Annotated in this window: 15 protein-coding genes; 5 read left to right on the top strand and 10 right to left on the bottom strand. The window is 56.5% G+C overall.

Features of this window, described 5'->3' with window-relative positions; all coding sequences use genetic code 11:
- Positions 1 to 39: 39 nt before the first annotated feature.
- Positions 40 to 813 (bottom strand): esterase, encoded by a 774-nt coding sequence (ybfF, locus tag CKK19_RS21740; protein WP_022647446.1) that lies wholly within the window; start codon positions 811 to 813, stop codon positions 40 to 42.
- Positions 814 to 996: 183 nt separating this feature from the next.
- On the opposite strand from ybfF, the gene seqA reads away from it, so the two are divergent.
- Complete coding sequence (gene seqA / locus CKK19_RS21735; protein WP_003858650.1) at positions 997 to 1,542, top strand: replication initiation negative regulator SeqA; 546 nt, start codon at positions 997 to 999, stop codon at positions 1,540 to 1,542.
- 24 nt (positions 1,543 to 1,566) lie between these two features.
- Positions 1,567 to 3,207 (top strand): phosphoglucomutase (alpha-D-glucose-1,6-bisphosphate-dependent), encoded by a 1,641-nt coding sequence (pgm, locus tag CKK19_RS21730; protein ID WP_225455223.1) that lies wholly within the window; start codon positions 1,567 to 1,569, stop codon positions 3,205 to 3,207.
- Between the two features lie 110 nt (positions 3,208 to 3,317).
- On the opposite strand, the gene potE is transcribed toward pgm, so the two are convergent.
- From potE to kdpF, 9 genes are all read right to left on the bottom strand, one after another.
- Positions 3,318 to 4,631 carry a putrescine-ornithine antiporter gene (gene potE / locus CKK19_RS21725; RefSeq protein ID WP_022647448.1) on the bottom strand — a complete coding sequence of 438 codons (1,314 nt, stop codon included), beginning with the start codon at positions 4,629 to 4,631 and terminating at the stop codon, positions 3,318 to 3,320.
- On the bottom strand, positions 4,628 to 6,826 hold the full coding sequence (gene speF, locus CKK19_RS21720) for an ornithine decarboxylase SpeF (RefSeq protein ID WP_022647449.1): 2,199 nt from the start codon (positions 6,824 to 6,826) through the stop codon (positions 4,628 to 4,630). Before speF ends, potE begins: the two co-directional genes overlap by 4 nt.
- A 255-nt stretch (positions 6,827 to 7,081) precedes the next feature.
- Positions 7,082 to 7,186, bottom strand: a complete 105-nt coding sequence (gene speFL / locus CKK19_RS21715) for a leader peptide SpeFL (protein ID WP_003858645.1) — start codon at positions 7,184 to 7,186, stop codon at positions 7,082 to 7,084.
- A 278-nt stretch (positions 7,187 to 7,464) separates the two neighbouring features.
- The gene (gene kdpE / locus CKK19_RS21710; protein WP_022647450.1) at positions 7,465 to 8,142 is read right to left on the bottom strand and encodes a two-component system response regulator KdpE; all 678 of its coding nucleotides are present in this window, start codon (positions 8,140 to 8,142) and stop codon (positions 7,465 to 7,467) included.
- Complete coding sequence (gene kdpD / locus CKK19_RS21705) at positions 8,139 to 10,826, bottom strand: two-component system sensor histidine kinase KdpD (protein ID WP_225455222.1); 2,688 nt, start codon at positions 10,824 to 10,826, stop codon at positions 8,139 to 8,141. Before kdpD ends, kdpE begins: the two co-directional genes overlap by 4 nt.
- On the bottom strand, positions 10,827 to 11,402 hold the full coding sequence (kdpC, locus tag CKK19_RS21700; RefSeq protein WP_022647452.1) for a potassium-transporting ATPase subunit KdpC: 576 nt from the start codon (positions 11,400 to 11,402) through the stop codon (positions 10,827 to 10,829). It lies immediately after the preceding gene.
- A 12-nt stretch (positions 11,403 to 11,414) separates the two neighbouring features.
- Positions 11,415 to 13,463 (bottom strand): potassium-transporting ATPase subunit KdpB, encoded by a 2,049-nt coding sequence (kdpB, locus tag CKK19_RS21695; RefSeq protein WP_063853873.1) that lies wholly within the window; start codon positions 13,461 to 13,463, stop codon positions 11,415 to 11,417.
- Between the two features lie 18 nt (positions 13,464 to 13,481).
- Positions 13,482 to 15,161 (bottom strand): potassium-transporting ATPase subunit KdpA, encoded by a 1,680-nt coding sequence (kdpA, locus tag CKK19_RS21690; protein ID WP_023305700.1) that lies wholly within the window; start codon positions 15,159 to 15,161, stop codon positions 13,482 to 13,484.
- Complete coding sequence (kdpF, locus tag CKK19_RS21685) at positions 15,161 to 15,250, bottom strand: K(+)-transporting ATPase subunit F (RefSeq protein WP_003858638.1); 90 nt, start codon at positions 15,248 to 15,250, stop codon at positions 15,161 to 15,163. Before kdpF ends, kdpA begins: the two co-directional genes overlap by 1 nt.
- Before the next feature lie 310 nt (positions 15,251 to 15,560).
- Between kdpF and CKK19_RS21680 the strand changes: the two genes are divergently transcribed.
- The 3 genes from CKK19_RS21680 to CKK19_RS21670 all read left to right on the top strand — a co-directional run bounded on the left by CKK19_RS21680 (position 15,561) and on the right by CKK19_RS21670 (position 18,532).
- Positions 15,561 to 15,767: a YbfA family protein gene (locus CKK19_RS21680; RefSeq protein ID WP_058645945.1), complete on the top strand. Its 207-nt coding sequence runs from the start codon at positions 15,561 to 15,563 to the stop codon at positions 15,765 to 15,767.
- 598 nt (positions 15,768 to 16,365) lie between these two features.
- Positions 16,366 to 17,778, top strand: coding sequence for a deoxyribodipyrimidine photo-lyase (gene phrB, locus CKK19_RS21675; protein WP_063853874.1), 1,413 nt, complete (start codon positions 16,366 to 16,368; stop codon positions 17,776 to 17,778).
- 10 nt (positions 17,779 to 17,788) lie between these two features.
- Complete coding sequence (locus tag CKK19_RS21670) at positions 17,789 to 18,532, top strand: type 2 GTP cyclohydrolase I (protein ID WP_003858635.1); 744 nt, start codon at positions 17,789 to 17,791, stop codon at positions 18,530 to 18,532.
- Positions 18,533 to 18,545 lie beyond the last annotated feature (13 nt).

The raw sequence follows: 18,545 nt of genomic DNA, 5'->3' as shown, positions 1-18,545 counted from the left end.
GACTGGAAGCCCGTCGTCTTCCGGTCGCTGGCTTTTTAATCAATTCGCTGTATCAGTAAGATAGCGGCGAATGGCGCGCAGGACCGCATCCGGTTTTTCCGCGTGGACCCAGTGCCCGGCACCGGCGATGACGTGAGCGCGAGCCTGCGGAAATTGCGCCAGCAGCGTGTCACGGTACGCGTCAGTGACGTAAGGGGAGTTGCCACCGCGAATAAAGAGGGTAGGGTGCGGCCAGGCGGGGACATTTTCCCACCCCACAATATGCGAATACTGATCCCACAGTACCGGGACGTTAAAGCGCCATTGTCCGTCAACAAAGGATTTCAGCAGGAACTGGACCACGCCTTCTTCATCGAGATGCTCGCGCATAACGGCTGCCGCCTGCTGGCGTGTGGAGACGCCTGACTCTGTCACGGCATTGATCGCAGCGAAAATCTCATCGTGACGGCGAACGTCGTAATTGACGGGCGCAACGTCAATGACCACCAGACCGGAAATTCGCTCAGGGGCCAGCGCTGTAAGCGCCATCACCGCTTTACCGCCCATTGAATGCCCGATGAGCGTCGCTTTCTGGATATTATTCGCATCGAGGGTGTCCCGCAGATCCTGCGCCATGGCTGCGTAGGTCATCTCCTCCGAGCGTCCTGAAAGACCGTGATTGCGCATATCAACCTGGAGGATCTCGTGATCGGTCACTAAATCGCGCGCCAGCACGCCCAGGTTATCCAGGCTACCAAACAGGCCGTGAACCAGTACGATGGGAGAATTATTGTTCGGCGATTGTGCAGTTTGCGCTCGGGTATTCAATTTCATGGCAAAGTTCTTTTTTTAGGTTTGTCAGGTTAGGGTATCATGTTGACCATTCTGCCGCCCGGGGGCAAGGATCCAGTTTAATCTGACTTTTGCCGCCAACCTGGTTTGACGCTATCCGCTGTTGGGATTAGACCTTATAATCTCAACGACTTGTATTCAGATAAGATATCGCACTGGATTAAGATGAAAACAATCGAAGTTGATGACGAACTCTATCAGTATATTGCCAGCCAGACGCGGCATATTGGGGAGAGCGCGTCCGACATTTTACGGCGCATGCTTAAAATTTCCGCCGCCTCACAGCCCACTCCTGTCACTAAAGATGTCGTGTCTCAGCCGAGCGTTGTTGCACAAGTAAAACCTGCCGTCATGCCGGCAAAAGACAAAGTGCGCGCGATGCGCGAGCTGCTGCTGTCCGATGAATATGCAGAGCAGAAAAAGGCGGTTAACCGCTTTATGCTGGTGCTGTCTACACTTTATTCACTGGATAACAACGCATTTGCAGAAGCGACAGAGTCGCTGCACGGTCGCACGCGCGTTTACTTCGCAGGTGACGAGCAGACCCTGCTGCAAAATGGCAACCAAACCAAACCCAAACATGTTCCCGGTACGCCATACTGGGTGATCACCAATACCAATACGGGCCGCAAGTGCAGCATGATCGAACATATCATGCAGTCCATGCAGTTCCCGGCGGAATTGATCGAAAAGGTTTGCGGTACAATTTAACCCTTGCATCAGAAGGACCAGGCAATGGCAAATCACAGCCGTGCAGGACAACCTGCACAACAACGCGATTTGATTAACGTCGCTCAACTGACCGCGCAGTACTACGTGCTGAAGCCGGTGGTGGGCAACGCAGAACACGCAGTGAAGTTTGGTACATCTGGCCACCGCGGCAGCGCGGCGCGCCATAGCTTTAACGAACCGCACATTCTGGCCATTGCTCAGGCCATCGCGGAAGAGCGCGCCAAAAATGGCGTCACCGGTCCGTGCTATGTTGGGAAAGATACCCACGCCCTGTCTGAACCTGCCTTTATCTCCGTGCTGGAAGTACTGGCGGCAAACGGCGTAGACGTGATTGTTCAGGAGCACAACGGTTTCACGCCAACGCCTGCGGTTTCTAACGCTATTCTGGTACATAACAAAAAAGGTGGCGCGCAGGCGGACGGTATTGTGATCACCCCGTCCCACAACCCACCGGAAGATGGCGGCATCAAGTACAACCCACCTAACGGTGGCCCGGCGGATACCAACGTCACGAAAGTGGTGGAAGATCGCGCCAACGCGTTATTGGCTAACGGTCTGAACGGCGTGAAGCGCATCTCGCTGGATGAAGCCATGGCGTCCGGCCACGTGAAAGAGCAGGATCTGGTGCAGCCGTTCGTGGAAGGGCTGGCGGATATCGTCGATATGGCCGCTATCCAGAAAGCCGGTCTGAAGCTGGGCGTGGATCCGCTGGGCGGCTCCGGTATTGAATACTGGAAACGCATTGCCGATCACTACAAGCTGGATCTGACCATCGTGAACGATCACGTCGATCAGACCTTCCGCTTTATGCACCTGGACAAAGACGGCGCGATCCGTATGGACTGCTCATCCGAATGCGCGATGGCGGGCCTGCTGGCGCTGCGCGACAAGTTCGACCTGGCGTTTGCCAACGACCCGGACTACGACCGCCACGGTATCGTCACCCCGGCTGGGCTGATGAACCCGAACCACTACCTGGCTGTTGCGATTAACTATCTCTTCCAGCACCGTCCGCAGTGGGGCAAAGAGGTTGCGGTGGGTAAAACGCTGGTCTCTTCCGCCATGATTGACCGTGTGGTCGATGCGCTGGGCCGCAAGCTGGTGGAAGTGCCGGTGGGCTTCAAGTGGTTTGTCGACGGTCTGCACGACGGCAGCTTCGGCTTTGGTGGTGAAGAGAGCGCGGGGGCATCCTTCCTGCGCTTCGACGGCACCCCATGGTCAACCGATAAAGACGGCATCATCATGTGCCTGCTGGCGGCGGAAATCACCGCGGTTACCGGTAAGAACCCGCAGGAACATTACAACGACCTGGCAGCACGCTTTGGTGCGCCAAGCTATAACCGTATTCAGGCTGGCGCGACCTCTGCTCAGAAAGCCGCTCTGTCCAAACTCTCTCCGGAGATGGTCAGCGCAAGCACCCTGGCAGGTGACCCGATCACCGCGCGTCTGACGGCGGCACCGGGTAACGGCGCATCCATCGGCGGCCTGAAGGTGATGACCGAAAACGGCTGGTTCGCCGCGCGTCCATCCGGTACGGAAGATGCGTATAAAATCTATTGCGAAAGCTTCCTCGGCGCTGAGCACCGCCAGCAGATTGAGAAAGAAGCGGTAGAGATTGTCAGCGAAGTGCTGAAAAACGCGTAAGTGGTGTCTGGTGCGGGCTGATGCCCTCACCCCGGCCCTCTCCCACAGGGAGAGGGAGAAAACAGTGATCTCGTAGGCCCGGTAAGCGTTAGCGCCACCGGGCTTCTTTTTTAACTATGCTTATTCTTCAGTTCAAACCGTGGTGACACCAGACCGTACAGCGTCCAGCCCATAAAGGTCACCATCGCGCCATACAGCATCGCCTCCTGACCGGACGAGTAGAGCGCATAGAAGCTGTAAATCGCCCCAATCAGCGCCACGATATTGGCCGCCCGGGCTTTGCGCGGATCCACCTTCGCCACCTTCTGAATAATCACCAGTGCCGCCATCGACAGAATGTACGGAATGATGTTCGTCACCACCGCCAGGTTGACCAGTACATTAAACTGGCTGTTCAGTGACGGGCTGATGGTCATCAGCGACAAACCGCTCTGGAAAATCACAATCGCCAGCATACCCTGTACCGGCGCATCCGCTTTGGTGACGCGGGAGAAGATTTTCGGGAAATAACCTTCGTCAGCGGAGGATTTGAATACCTGGGCGATGGTGAACTGCCAGCCCAGCAGCGAGCCGCAGCAGGACATCACCATCAGTCCCATGATCACTTTCCCTACCTCTGGCGTAAACATCTGCGCAAACGCCAGCCCGAACGGCGCCGTGGAGTTGGCGAGATCCATGTTGGGCACAATTCCCGCAATCACGTTGGTTGAGACGATATAGATCACCGCCGCCCCCAGCGTCCCGCCGAGTACCGCGATCGGCACGTTCTTTTCCGGGTTTTCCACCACTTCCGCATTCGCACAGGCTGACTCCAGCCCGAGGAAAGCCCATAGCGTCATGGCGATGGATGATCCCACGGCGGTGAAGAACGGCACGTGGTGCGGGTTCCAGGAATTGGCGTACAGCGTCGGGCTAAACCAGAACCAGCCGATGATGCACAGACCGACAACCGGAATGATCACGCCCCAGACGGTGATGCTGCTGAGCTGTCCGGTGATGCGCGCGCCGCCAAAGTTGGCGACGGTGCAGATCCACAGCACGCCGATGGTCGCCAGCCCAATCTGCACCGGGGTTAGCGTCGCGCCAAACAGCTCCGTACCGTAACCGACAGCGGAAATGGCAATCGCCACGTTGGCGATCAGCAGCGACACCCCGTAGGTATAGTTGGCCATGAAGTTACCGGACTTACCAAACGCATATTCGGCATAGCCGCCCATGCCGCCAGACTTACGGCTGAACATCCCGCACTTGGCAAACGCCCACGCCAGCGCCATTGAGCCGACTGCCGTTACCAGCCAGGAGATAATCGAAATCGTCCCCACTTCAGCGAGCTTAGTGGGCAGCATGATGATCCCGGACCCCATCATATTCACCATGGTGAGGATAGTGAGTTGTACCACGCCCATCTTATTGGACTTACTCATAATTTTTCTCCTTTCAGCAGAGACGGCTGAGCGGCGGGTTGTTTAATGACGTAGCAGCGCACCTGTTTGCGCCCGTCACACTCCTCGACGTAAACCCCCTGTAACTCCGGCGCGAAGCCCGGCAGCAGATTGATCCCGTCTTCCAGCGCGGCGAAATAGCGCAGCACGGAACCGCCCCAGACTTCCCCCGGAACCACGCACAACACCCCCGGTGGGTAAGGCAGCGCGCCTTCCGCGGCGATACGGCCTTCCGCGTCGCGCAGTGACACCAGCTCGACCTCACCGCGCAGATAGGCATAGTTCGCCTCCTGCGGGTTCATCATGACGCGCGGGAAGTGAGACTTGCGGAACATCTCTTTCTGCAACTGCTTCACGTTATGGCGGGCGTAGAGGTCGTGCATCTCCTGACAAATCTGACGCAGGGAATAATCCGCATAACGTTCCGGATGTTGCTTATAAAGAGAGGGCAGAACCTCTTTCAGCGGCACATCGCTCTGGAGCAGTTTTTCGAAGCGCACCAGCTGGGCGACGAGCTGCTGCAATTTGCCCATGTCCTCCGCCGGGGTGAGCAGGAACAGAATGGAATTGAGGTCGCATTTTTCCGGCACGATGCCGTTTTCACGCAGGAAGTTGGCGAGGATGGTGGCGGGCACGCCGAAATCATCATACTCGCCGGTGCGGGCGTTGATGCCTGGCGTGGTCAGCAGCAGTTTGCAGGGATCAATAAAATACTGATGCTCGGCATATCCCTCAAAGGCGTGCCAGCGTTCGCCCGGAACGAAATGGAAGAAGCGCAGATCGGTGGCGATCTCCGCCGTATCCCAGCTTTCCCACGGACGGCCATCCACCGTCTCCGGCACGAACGGACGAATAAACTGACAGTTCTGAAGGATCAGTTTCCGCGCTTCAATACCCGTCACCACGCAGTCCATCCACATGTTGCGCCCACTTTGCCCCTCGTGCATGCGGGCGTTGATATCCAGGGCGGCAAACAGCGGATAAAACGGGCTGGTGGAGGCGTGCATCATAAAGGCGTTGTTGAGGCGCTTATGCGGTACATAGCGCGGCTGGCCTTTTATGTGGCTGTCCTTCTTATGGATTTGCGAGGTTTGCGAGAAGCCCGCCTGCTGCTTATGCACCGACTGGGTCACCAGAATGCCCGGATCGTTTTCGTTCAGCTCCAGCAGCAGCGGCGAGCAGTCGGCCATCATCGGGATAAACTGCTCGTAACCCACCCAGGCGGAGTCAAACAGGATGTAATCGCACAGGTGACCAATCTTATCCACCACCTGACGGGCGTTATAAATGGTACCGTCGTAGGTGCCCAGCTGGATCACCGCCAGACGGAAGGGACGTTCATCCCGCGCGCGACCAGGCGCGACCTCTGACACCAGTTCCCGCAGGTAACTCTCGTCGAAACAGTGTGCGTCAATACCGCCGATAAACCCGTACGGGTTGCGCGCTGTTTCCAGATACACCGGCGTCGCTCCCGCCTGTAACAGCGCCCCGTGGTGGTTAGATTTATGGTTATTGCGATCGAACAGCACCAGATCGCCTGGCGTGAGCAGGGCATTGAGCACCACCTTATTGGAAGAGGAGGTGCCGTTCAGCACGAAGTAGGTTTTATCCGCATTAAAGACTTTTGCCGCATGCTGTTGGGCGATGCATGGCGCACCTTCATGGATCAGCAGATCGCCCATTGCCACGTCGGCATTGCACAGATCGGCGCGGAAAAGCGTTTCGCCAAAGAAATCGACAAACTGGTTTCCGGCCGGATGGCGGCGGAAGAACTGACCTCCCTGATGTCCGGGGCAGTCAAACGCGCTGTTCCCCTGCTGGACGTAATCGACCAGCGCGCGGAAGAACGGCGGACGGAGCTGGGTTTCGTACTTCTGCGCAGCCGCTTCAAGCTGGCGTCCGTAGTACGCATTGCTGGTGTCGGAGTACTCAAAAACGCCGTGAATACGCGACAAAAATTCAGCCGGAACCCTTTCTTCTTTATGCGTGGCAATAAACACCGGAATACCGAATCCCGTGGCTTCTATTTCTTCTATGGCGCCATTGAAAATATCACTGACGGCCAGAACCACGGCTGCCACATCAATATAATCCGATGCGGTGATATCCACGATCTCGCGCGAAGTGGTAAAGCATTCAGGGCAGGCACGGCTGACGGCAATTTTTAACGTTTTCATCTTTATCTCTTTATTTCAGGCAATATGGGTCCCTCGACTTCTTGCGGTAAAGAAATCGATTTTTTCCGGGAAAAAAAGCAAAGCGCGTCCGCTGATACGAAATCAGTTAATTGCTTTTTTGCTGAGTAGAATTCAGTCCGCCCGGTTGCGGAGAATCTGAATCACAAGGAATGAGCGCAGGTGTTCACAGGCAACAGCCTGTAAAATAGCGTTTTTCAGGATAACCTGTAAGCAGATGCGCCAGAAGTCGAAGGACTACCGGGCGTTAAAGAGATGAAAGTCAAAACAGTTTCGGTGGGCAAACATCATGATATGTGTTGTCCGCCTTATATGGGGCATTAAACGATTATTGTTTTCCATGTTCATTTTCCTTTCAGTAATTGAAAGCACGGTCATTTTATCCAGGAAAAAGGGATTAACTGTGAAACAGATCACCAATAACCGATCATTTCAGAAATAATTAGTCGTTTTGAGTGAATAACGCAGATCAAAATGCTGTTTTGTTGGTTTGGTGTTAAATTGGTGTTCTAATTATGTTTAGTGAGGGCGAATATAGGCATGAAAATAATCTCGTCGTTATTTTCATGGCTATATTCAGGCTGGTGTGTTCTTTATTTAAAATTAAAGTGAATACTTATTCAGATCATAAACCGATATCCGATACCGGTTTCTGTTAATAAATGACGAGGACGCGCGGGATCGGCTTCAAGTTTCTGGCGAAGGTGTCCCATATAAATGCGTAAATAGTGACTATGTTCGACAGCATTCGGTCCCCAGACCTGGCTTAACAGCTGTCGCTGCGTTAACACTTTTCCGTGGTTACTGAGCAACACGGCCAGCAGACGAAACTCGATAGGCGTAAGGTGGATCTCTTCTTCCCCTCGCACGATGCGGCGGGCGGCAAGATCGACGCGGATATCGCCAAAGACGTACACCGGTTCAGAAGGGGTCGTGGCACTGTGTCGACGCAGCGCCACACGAAGCCGGGCCTGTAACTCGCCAATGCCAAACGGTTTGATCAGATAATCATCCGCTCCGGCATCCAGCGCGGCGATTTTATCCGTCTCTTCGGTGCGGGCAGAGAGCACCAGAATGGGCATCTGGCTCCACTGACGCACCTCACGAATAAAATCGATGCCGTCGCCATCCGGGAGTCCCAGATCCAGGATCACCAGATCTGGCTTGCGGGTGGCGGCTTCAATTAACCCCCGTTGAAGCGTACCGGCTTCATGAACGCGCAAACCGTCGCCTTCCAGCGCGGTACGCAGAAATCGGCTGATAGCGAGCTCATCTTCAACAATCAGAACGTTAATCACAAATCCTCTGGTAATTCATCAAGTTCTGGTGGGGTTTCAAGAGGAAGTGTAACACAAAAGCGTGCCCCACCTTCCGGGCGGTTCTCTGCGGAAATGGTGCCGCCATGCACGTCAACAATCGCCTGGCAGATCGCCAGCCCCAGCCCGACGCCCGGAATGGCAGATTCCTTATTACCGCGCGCAAATTTTTCGAATATGGCGCGCTCCTGGCCGTCCGGAATACCCGGCCCGGTATCCCAGACATCGAGCCGCAGCACACGTTTATCTACCCTGGCAGCAATCCCCAGCCGGGCCTTTGCCCCGGCGTATTTAGCGGCATTTTCCAGAAGATTAATCAGCACGCGCTCAAACAGCGGGCCATCCACATGGATTAACGTCAGGGGTTCCGGCATGTCCAGCTCGATATGGCGCCCGCCGAGACCCGGCTCCAGCATCTTCAGCGCACTGCCGACAACCTCCTCAAGGGTGAGCCACTCTTTTTTGAGGTTAAACCCGCCGGACTGAATGCGCGCCATGTCCAGCAGGTTGTTCACCAGACGCGTGGTATTTAGCACGTGCTGACGAATTTCGCTGGCCTGCATCGCATGTTTTGATCCTTCCGCCGCCAGATCCAGCGTCAGAATTTCGGACTGGCCAAACAGCACGGTAAGCGGGGTGCGCAAATCGTGAGACAGCGCTGCCAGCAGCGAATTGCGAATACTTTCGCGCTCGCTTGCCAGCCGCGCCTGCTCTTCGCTGGCGGTGAGCGCCAGCCGTTCAAGGGCGCTGGCGACCAGCAGGGTGAAGGTTTCCAGCAGGCGCTGCTGCTCGGGGATCATCAGCTGACGCAGGTTAGACGGCTCGACGATGACCAGCCCGTGATTTTTATCCGCGCTGCGCAGCGGCAGGATCTGGTAAGGCACCCCGGGCAGAGTGTCGGTGCCGGCACCGGCAGGTAAACCCTTATCAAAGCTCCAGCGGGCAATCGCTTCATCCCAGGGCGTCATCCCCGAAGGGGAGGTCAGCGGGCGAAGGCGCCCCTGCTCGTCGGGGAGCAAAATCAGGTTACTGGCATGAAAGGTCGAACGGATAAACTGCTCGCTGGTCTGGACGATATCCTGCTGCGTGCGACCGACCGCCAGCGATTTTGACATCTCATACAGATGGCGGGTGCGCTGCTCGCGATAGCGGGCAATGCGTGCCTGGTAGCGCACGCCTGCCGTCAGATTCCCGATCACCAGCCCGACGGTAAGCATCACGGCAAAGGTCAGAATGTACTGCACGTCCGAGACAGCAAGCGTCCCGCGCGGAGCGATAAAAAAGAGGTCGAAACTGATGACGTTGATCACCGTTGCCAGCACCGACGGCCAGCGGCCATAAAAGAGCGCGACCACAACGACGCCCAGCAGATAAATCATGACCAGATTGGCGGCATCGAAGGCGATTAGCCACTGGCTGGCAATCACCGTAATCAGGGCGCAAAGGACCACGGCCACGAGGCAGCCCCGGATCTGGACGCGCCATTTATCGCCAAAGGTGCGTGCGTCCGGCGTACGGCCGGGCAGGGGGGCGGGCTTGTCATCCAGCGCGACGATGACTAAATCCAGATCCGGCGCGCGGCGTGCCAGCCTGTCGGCAAAAGATTCGCGGCTAAACCAGCGGCGATGCTGGCGACGTCCAATGACAATCTTGCCCAGGTTATGCTCGCGCGCGTAGCGCAGAATGGCTTTATCTTCCTGCGGATCGGACAGGGTTGCGGTTTCGGCACCCAGCTCCTGCGCCAGCCGCAGCGCACTCAAAATGGCGCGACGCTGATTTTCCGGCAGGCCGTGAAGCTGTGGCGTTTCGACATACACCGCGTGCCAGACGCTGCCAAACTTCGCCGCAAGCCGGGCGGCGGTGCGGACCAGTTTTTCATTGCCGCTGCCGTGACCAATGCATAACAGAATGGCGTCACGCGTGTGCCAGACGCGCTCCCGCCCCTGCAGGTCTCGCCAGGCTCGCATCTGGTCATCCACGCGATCGGCGGTGCGGCGCAGGGCCAGCTCGCGCAGGGCAATCAGATTTCCTTTGCGGAAAAAATGTTCGATGGCGCGTTCGGCCTGGCCGGCAATATACACCTTGCCTTCGTGCAGGCGCTGGCGCAGATCGTCCGGCGGCAGGTCAACCAGTACGACTTCATCAGCAGAATCAAAAAACGGATCGGGGACGGTTTCCCGCACCTGGATACCGGTTACCCCGCTTACCACGTCGTTCAGGCTTTCCAGATGCTGAACATTCACCGTGGTGAAGACGTCGATGCCGGCTTCAAGCAGTTCCTCAACATCCTGCCAGCGCTTCGGGTGGCGTGAGCCAGGCGCGTTGCTGTGCGCCAGTTCGTCCATCAGGATCAGCGCGGGGCGGCGGGCGAGGGCGGCATCAAGATCGAACTCCGTGACCAGCCGCCCGCGATGGCTGATACGCTGGGGTGGCTGCGTCGCCAGTCCCGTCAGCAGCGCCGCCGTCTCTTTGCGACCGTGGGTTTCCACCACGCCGATGAGAATATCAAGCCCCTGCGCCCGAAGCCGCTGGGCTTCCGTCAGCATGGCGAAGGTTTTCCCGACGCCCGCGCAGGCGCCGAAGAAAATTTTCAGCTTGCCGCGGTGGGCTTCAGCCGTTTGTTCAAGCAGCCTGTCCGGATCCGGGCGCATGGGCTCTTCGGTCATTTAGTTCTTCCTTAGCGCATCCAGCGCCAGATTCAGCTCAACAATGTTCACTACCGGCATGCCGATGAAGCTGACCAGCGGCTTTTGCGTATGTTCTGCAACCAACTGGCTCACCTGCTCGACGGTCAGCTGACGGGCGGCGGCCACGCGTGGGATCTGCCACGCCGCTGCGTCCGGCGTCAGGCTGTAATCCAGCCCGCTCGCGGAGGCGGTGACCAGCTCAACCGGCACCTCACGGCTGGCCTGCGGATTCGCGGCGCGCAGGGCGGCAACGCGTTCAGCAACGGCTTTGTCCAGGTCAGGATTACTGCCAGCCAGATTGCTGCCGCCGGATGCCATTGGATTATACGGGCTTTCCGCAGTGGCGGAAGGGCGTCCCTGGAAGTAGCGCGGGTCCGTAAAGTTTTGCCCAATCAGACGCGAGCCGCGGTTTTCACCGTTCTGGATAATCAGCGAGCCGTTGGCCTGGTCCTCAAACCACCACTGGCCCAGCGCGGTTGTCATCAGCGGGTAAAGCCCGCCGGTAATCAGAGACAGCAGAATAAACAACAGTATAGCGGGACGTAACATCGTCATGAGATTCACCTTTTAAACCAGCCCGAACAGCGTTAACAACATGTCGATAACCTTGATCCCAATAAAGGGCACCACCAGCCCACCCAGACCGTAAATCCACAGGTTACGGCGCAGCATGGCGGCGGCCGTCAGCGGCTTATAGCTCACCCCTTTCAGCGCCAGCGGAATAAGAAAGACAATAATCAGCGCGTTGAAGATCACCGCGCTCAAAATGGCCGAGGCTGGAGAGTGCAGGTGCATCACATTCAGGGCATTCAGCTGCGGATAGGTTGCCGCAAAGGCCGCCGGGATAATGGCGAAATATTTCGCCACGTCGTTGGCGATACTGAACGTGGTCAGCGAGCCGCGCGTCATCAGCATCTGCTTCCCGATATGCACCACTTCGATCAGCTTGGTCGGGTTCGAGTCGAGATCCACCATGTTGCCCGCCTCTTTTGCCGCCTGGGTACCGGAGTTCATCGCCACCGCCACGTCGGCCTGCGCCAGCGCCGGGGCGTCGTTGGTGCCGTCGCCGGTCATCGCCACCAGACGACCTTCCGCCTGATACTGGCGAATGAGTGCCAGCTTCGCTTCCGGTGTCGCTTCGGAAAGGAAATCATCCACGCCCGCTTCGGCGGCAATGGCCGCCGCAGTCAGACGGTTATCCCCGGTGATCATCACCGTTTTAATGCCCATCTTACGCATCTGGGCGAAACGCTCTTTTATACCCCCTTTAACGATATCCTTCAGAGCGATAACCCCCAGAACGCTTGCACCTTCCGCCACCACCAGCGGGGTTGCCCCCTGACGCGCCACGCTTTCCACCAGGTGGTCGACTTCCGGAGGGAAATGTCCATTATTGGCTTCAATATGACGGCGAATGGCATCAACGGACCCTTTACGGATCATCCGGTCCTGAATGTTAATTCCACTCATGCGGGTTTGCGCCGTAAAGGGCACGAACGTGGCGTGCAGGCTTTGTACGTCGCGCTGGCGCAGGTTAAAGCGCTGCTTGGCGAGGATCACGATACTGCGACCTTCCGGCGTCTCATCGGCCAGCGAAGAAAGCTGCGCCGCGTCGGCCAGCGTTTTTTCATCCACGCCGGGAGCAGGTAAAAAGTCAGAGGCCTGACGATTACCCAGGGTGATGGTCCCGGTTTTATCCAGCAGCAGTACGTCTACGTCACCCGCCGCTTCAACGGCGCGTCCGCTGGTGGCGATGACGTTCGCGCCCAGCATACGGCTCATCCCCGCCACGCCAATCGCGGAAAGCAGGCCGCCGATAGTGGTGGGGATCAGACAGACCAGCAGGGCGATCAGTACGGTGATGCTGACCGCTGTACCGCCGTAGGCGGAGAAGGGCCACAGGGTCGCCGTTGCCAGCAGGAACACAATGGTGAGCGCCACCAGCAGAATGGTCAGGGCGATCTCGTTCGGCGTTTTACGACGCTGTGCGCCTTCCACCATGGCGATCATCCGGTCGAGAAAGGTTTCGCCCGGGTTAACGCTGCACTGGATCACCAGCCAGTCGGAAAGAATGCGCGTTCCGCCGGTAACTGAGGCGAAATCTCCGCCCGACTCACGGATCACGGGCGCGGATTCCCCGGTAATAGCGCTTTCGTCTACCGACGCGCCGCCCTCAATTACCTCCCCGTCGCAGGGGATGATGTCCCCGGCTTCCACCAGCACCACGTCACATTTGCGCAGTTCATCCGCCGGAACGTGGTCCATCTGCGCGCCGTATTTAGGTTCGCGTAATTTGCGCGCAAAGGCGGTTTTTTTGACCCCTTTCAGACTGTTGGCCTGCGCCTTACTGCGGCCTTCCGCCAGCGCTTCGGCAAAGTTGGCGAACAGCACGGTAAACCACAGCCACAGGCTGATGGCGCCGGTAAAGGTTGCATTTCCTGAAAGGTGTCCCGTTCCCATGGCAATCGCCAATGCGGTGGTGAGTAAACTTCCAGTCCAGACAATAAACATCACCGGGTTGTGCCACTGCACGCGCGGGCTCAGTTTTTTTACCGCATCCATGAGGGCCTGACGAACTAACGTCGGTTCGAGCAGGGCCAGTTGTTTACGACTCATGACAAATTCTCCGCAAAATCAGCGTAAAGAGAGATATTCCGCAACCGGGCCTAACGCGAGGGCGGGGATAAAGGTCAGGGCACCTACCAGCAGAACGGTGCCAATCAGCAGGCCGACGAACAGCGCGCCGTGAGTCGGTAACGTACCGGTAGTGGTCGGCTGGATCTTCTTATTCACCAGTGTTCCGGCGATCGCCATGACGGGAATAATCACGCCGAAACGACCGAAGAACATGCAGAACGCCAGCAGACAGTTCCAGAACGGTGAGTTGGCACTTAACCCTGCAAAGGCGCTGCCGTTGTTGTTTGCGGCAGACGAAACGGCGTAAAGCACTTCGCTAAAGCCGTGAATGCCCGGGTTAAAGATGCCGCTGCGCCCGGCGTCGGTCATCAGCGCCAGGGCGGTACCGAGCAGCACAAGGGTGGGGGTGACCAGGATTGCCAGCGCGGTTAATTTCATTTCGCGGACGTCGATTTTTTTGCCGAGATATTCCGGCGTGCGGCCGATCATCAGCCCGGCGATAAACACGGCGAGCAGAACGAACAACAGCATGCCGTACAGCCCCGAACCGACCCCACCGAAGACTACCTCGCCAATCTGCATCAGCCACATCGGGATCATGCCGCCGAGCGCGGTGAAAGAGTCGTGCATGGCGTTCACCGCCCCGCAGGAGGCCGCTGTGGTGACCACCGCATAGAGGCTGCTGGCAAGAATGCCGAAGCGGCTCTCTTTGCCTTCCAGGTTGATATTGCTGTTAGCCCCCAGCTGCATGAAGTGGCTGTTGCCGTTCCATTCGGCCCACATCACCAGTGCTACGCAGACCACGAAGATTAACGACATGGCCCACAGCAGCGTACGGCCCTGGCGGCGATCGTTAACCACATCGCCAAAGGCGAAGCAGAGCGCGGCGGGGATCAGGAATATCGCCAGCATCTGTACAAAATTGGTTAATGCCGTTGGGTTTTCAAACGGATGCGATGAGTTGGCGTTGAAGAAGCCGCCCCCGTTGGTGCCCAGCATCTTGATTGCTTCCTGCGACGCCACTGGCCCCATTGGCAGGAGTTCCCTGCCCCCTTCAAGCGAGGTGTAAGGGGTATAAGGCAGCAGGTTTTGCAGAGTGCCTTGCTGTATAAAGAACAGGGCAATAATCAGCGCAACAGGCACCAGGATCCAAAGGGTGATGCGCGTGACATCAACCCACGCGTTGCCGAGCGTGCTGACATTCTGACGGGCAAACGCGCGCGTCAGGGCGAAGATCACCGCGATACCGCTGGCTGCAGACAGAAAGTTTTGCACGGTTAACCCGGCCATCTGGCTGAAGTAGCTGAGCGTGGTTTCACCGGCGTAAGACTGCCAGTTGGTATTGGTGACAAAGCTGACCGCCGTGTTCAGCGCCAGATGCCAGGATAAACCTGGTAACTGCTGCGGATTCAACGGCAAATTGCCCTGGAGCATGAGCAGCGTAAAGAGGGCAATAAGCCCCACGATATTCAGAAGCAGTATCGCCATCAGGTACTGGCCCCAGCTCATTTCGCGGTCGCTGATACCTGAAATGCGCCAGAGCACGTTTTCAATTTTTCGCGTACCCGGCAGTGGCACGTTGTTTATCAGCCGCGCCAGCGCTGTTCCCAGCGGCCTGGCGAGCACAAACAGCAGCAGTAAAAAGCTGGCAATAAGCAAAAACGCCTGAGCAGCCATCAGAATGCCTCCGCATTAATCAGGGCATAAATCAGATAACCCAATAACAGGAACACCAGCACGATGCCGGCAATCAGACCTGCACTCACACTCCACCTCCGGGTGACTTTTGTTGTTGTACAAACGGTAGGATTTGTGGCGCAAAGATTTCGCAAAAATCAGAAGGGCAGGTGTAAAAAAAGTATAAAAATGGGAAAGACCACAATTTAACTATTGTTAAGTAAACTGTTAACTTTTTTGTAACTTAATTACAGGCGTGAATGTAAATATTCACGAAATGGATGAAAATAAGTGGTCGGATGAGTAGTAAAATTACAAACAAAGCGGTATTATTTTAACCAGGTCACAGATTTCACATTTTCCGGAGACGGTTTCCGGCCAACTACAGGGGAGAAAAATATGGATCTTTATAAAGAGTATCCGGCTCATATCGTGTTCATGCGTCGCACTTTCGCCGTAGTGGCTGGCGTGCTGGCCCTGCCGGTGATGCTGTTCTGGAAAGATCGCGCACGTTTTTACAGCTATCTGCACCGCGTCTGGGCGAAAACCAGCGAAAAGCCGGTGTGGATGGAGCAGGCCGAGAAAGCAACCTGCGATTTCTACTGATACGGTGTGTCATCGTAGCCATAAAAAAACCGCCTACAGCAAAGTGGCGGTTTTTTTGTCCCTCGGGATTCGCGGTCCGTTGGGTAATCTTGCAGCCCCTACCCGGGATTTTTATCATATCCTTCTTTAAAAAGTTCGCAATCCACTTCACCTTTATAAATTCCTAATTTTACTTAAATAACTTACTTTTGGCGTTGGTGTTAATTATGATGCCACGTCCCTTTCCGCCATCTCGCAAATGAGCATCGGTCCTGGGAAAGGTGTATCCATAGCCGTAAAGCAGCCCGCCTACCCGGGCTTGTGTCCACCGATTTATCACCGGTGGTGATAGGTGGAGCGGTTAGCAGCAGGGACCGCATAGTGAAACGCTATTTATGCATCGCGTTCATTGTCGCCAGCGCACTCGTTGTAAAGAGTGATAAACCGGATGTGTTTATTGCCTTTACCCCGATAGCGCAGGACAAGTAGCGTTAAGGCCGCCTCGGGCGGCCTTTTTTATTTCATCCCGTCTACACTTCATGGCAAAGTAGTTCAATGCATGCCTTTTTCCTTTTACGGCATGCCCTTACGGACATAATGGACAATTGCCTGGAGTTTTATGCCCACCCATCTGGTTTGGTTTCGCGCGGATTTACGCATTCACGACAACTTCGCTCTCGCGGCCGCCTGCCGCGCTAAAGACGCGAATGTGCTGGCCCTGTTTATCGCCACGCCTGAACAGTGGCGGCAGCATGACATGGCGCCCCGGCAAGCGGCATTACTCAGCGCGTATCTGAATGACCTGCAACATTCACTGGCCGAAAAAGGCATTCCGCTGATCTATAAAGAGGCCCATGATTTTGCCGCACAGCTTGAGATGGTGCAGGGAATCTGTAAGCAGCACGCGGTAACGCGTCTTTTTTACAACTACCAGTATGAATTTAACGAGCAGCAGCGGGATCGTCAGCTGGAGAAAAACCTTACGGGCGTGGTCTGTGAAGGCTTTGATGACAGCGTGATGCTCGCACCGGGCAGCGTGATGACCGGCAGTCACGGAATGTATAAAGTTTTCACGCCGTTTAAAAATGCTTTTATCAAACGCCTGAAAGAGGGGCTGCCAGAATGCGTTCCCGCCCCGGCCATAAGAGGGGAAACGATAACGGATCTGCAGGACATCAGGCTGAATTATCCCCAGCAGTCGTTTGATGAAACGGTATTCCCCGCCAGCGAGAAAGCGGCTATCGCCCGGTTGCGTCAGTTCTGCGCGCAGGGGGCGGCGGATTACGAGGCGCGGCGGGATTTTCCAGCGATTGAAGGCACCAGCCGCCTGTCAGCCTGTTTAGCGCTGGGCGCGCTCTCCCCGCGCCAGTGTTTACATCGGCTACTGGCGGAACAGCCTCAGGCGGTAGACGGGGGGGCGGGCGCAGTGTGGCTGAACGAACTGATCTGGCGTGAGTTTTATCGCCATCTGATGACGTATCATCCTGATTTGTGTAAACATCGGCCCTTTATTCGTTGGACCGAACAGGTACAGTGGCAGTCGAATGAGAAGCTGCTTAAGGCATGGCAGCATGGGCTCACCGGCTTCCCGATTGTTGATGCGGCTATGCGGCAGCTCAATGAAACCGGGTGGATGCATAACCGTCTGCGTATGATTACCGCCAGCTTCCTGGTAAAGGATCTGCTTATCGACTGGCGAACCGGAGAGCGTTATTTTATCTCTCAGCTGATCGATGGCGATCTGGCGGCAAATAACGGCGGCTGGCAGTGGGCGGCCTCCACCGGCACGGATGCGGCTCCCTATTTTCGGATCTTTAATCCGACCACGCAGGGACAACGATTTGACGTCGACGGCGAGTTTATCCGTCGCTGGCTGCCTGAACTTAAGGATGTCCCCGCCAAAGCCATTCATGAACCCTGGGCATGGGCGGATAAACAGCGTGTTACCCTGAACTATCCCCGTCCCATTGTCGACCATAAACAGGCGCGCGTCGCCACGCTGGCGGCGTATGAAGCAGCCCGAAAAGTTTGAGAGAATGATGATGAAAAACAGTGAACTGGAACGCCTGATTAACGAAAAACTCAACACGGCCTCGTTTAGCGACTACGGTCCGAATGGCTTACAGGTGGAGGGTCGCGAGACGGTGCAAAAAATCATCACCGGCGTAACGGCAAGCCAGGCGCTGCTGGATGAGGCGGTGCGTCAGGAAGCCGACGCGGTGATTGTCCATCACGGTTATTTCTGGAAAAACGAATCACCGATTATTCGCGGCATGAAGCGCAACCGTCTCAAAACGCTGCTGGCGAATGACATCAACCTGTACGGCTATCACCTGCCGCTCGATGCGCATCCTGAACTGGGGAATAACGTTCAGCTTGCGCAGCTGCTGGGGATAACCGTGATGGGCGAAATTGAACCCCTGGTGCCGTGGGGTGAACTGTCGATGCCGGTTCCGGGTCTGGAGCTGGCATCGTGGATCGAAGCACGCTTGGGGCGTCGTCCGCTGTGGTGCGGCGACACCGGGCCGGATACCGTGAAGCGCGTGGCATGGTGCACCGGCGGCGGCCAGGGCTTTATTGATAGCGCGGCGCGTTTCGGTGTCGACGCCTTCATTACCGGCGAGGTTTCCGAGCAGACCATTCACTCTGCCCGTGAACAAGGCCTGCATTTTTACGCGGCAGGCCATCACGCCACCGAGCGTGGCGGCATCCGCGCCCTCAGCGAGTGGCTGACGGAAAATACCGATCTGGATGTGACGTTTATTGATATCCCTAATCCGGCCTGATGAGAGGTAGTTA

This window comes from Enterobacter sp. CCUG 70166, from assembly GCF_020224095.1.
Classification (GTDB): Bacteria; Pseudomonadota; Gammaproteobacteria; order Enterobacterales; family Enterobacteriaceae; genus Enterobacter; species Enterobacter intestinihominis.
The sequence above is the reverse complement of the archived record's forward strand: the minus strand, read 5'-3'. Positions and strand labels throughout refer to the sequence as shown.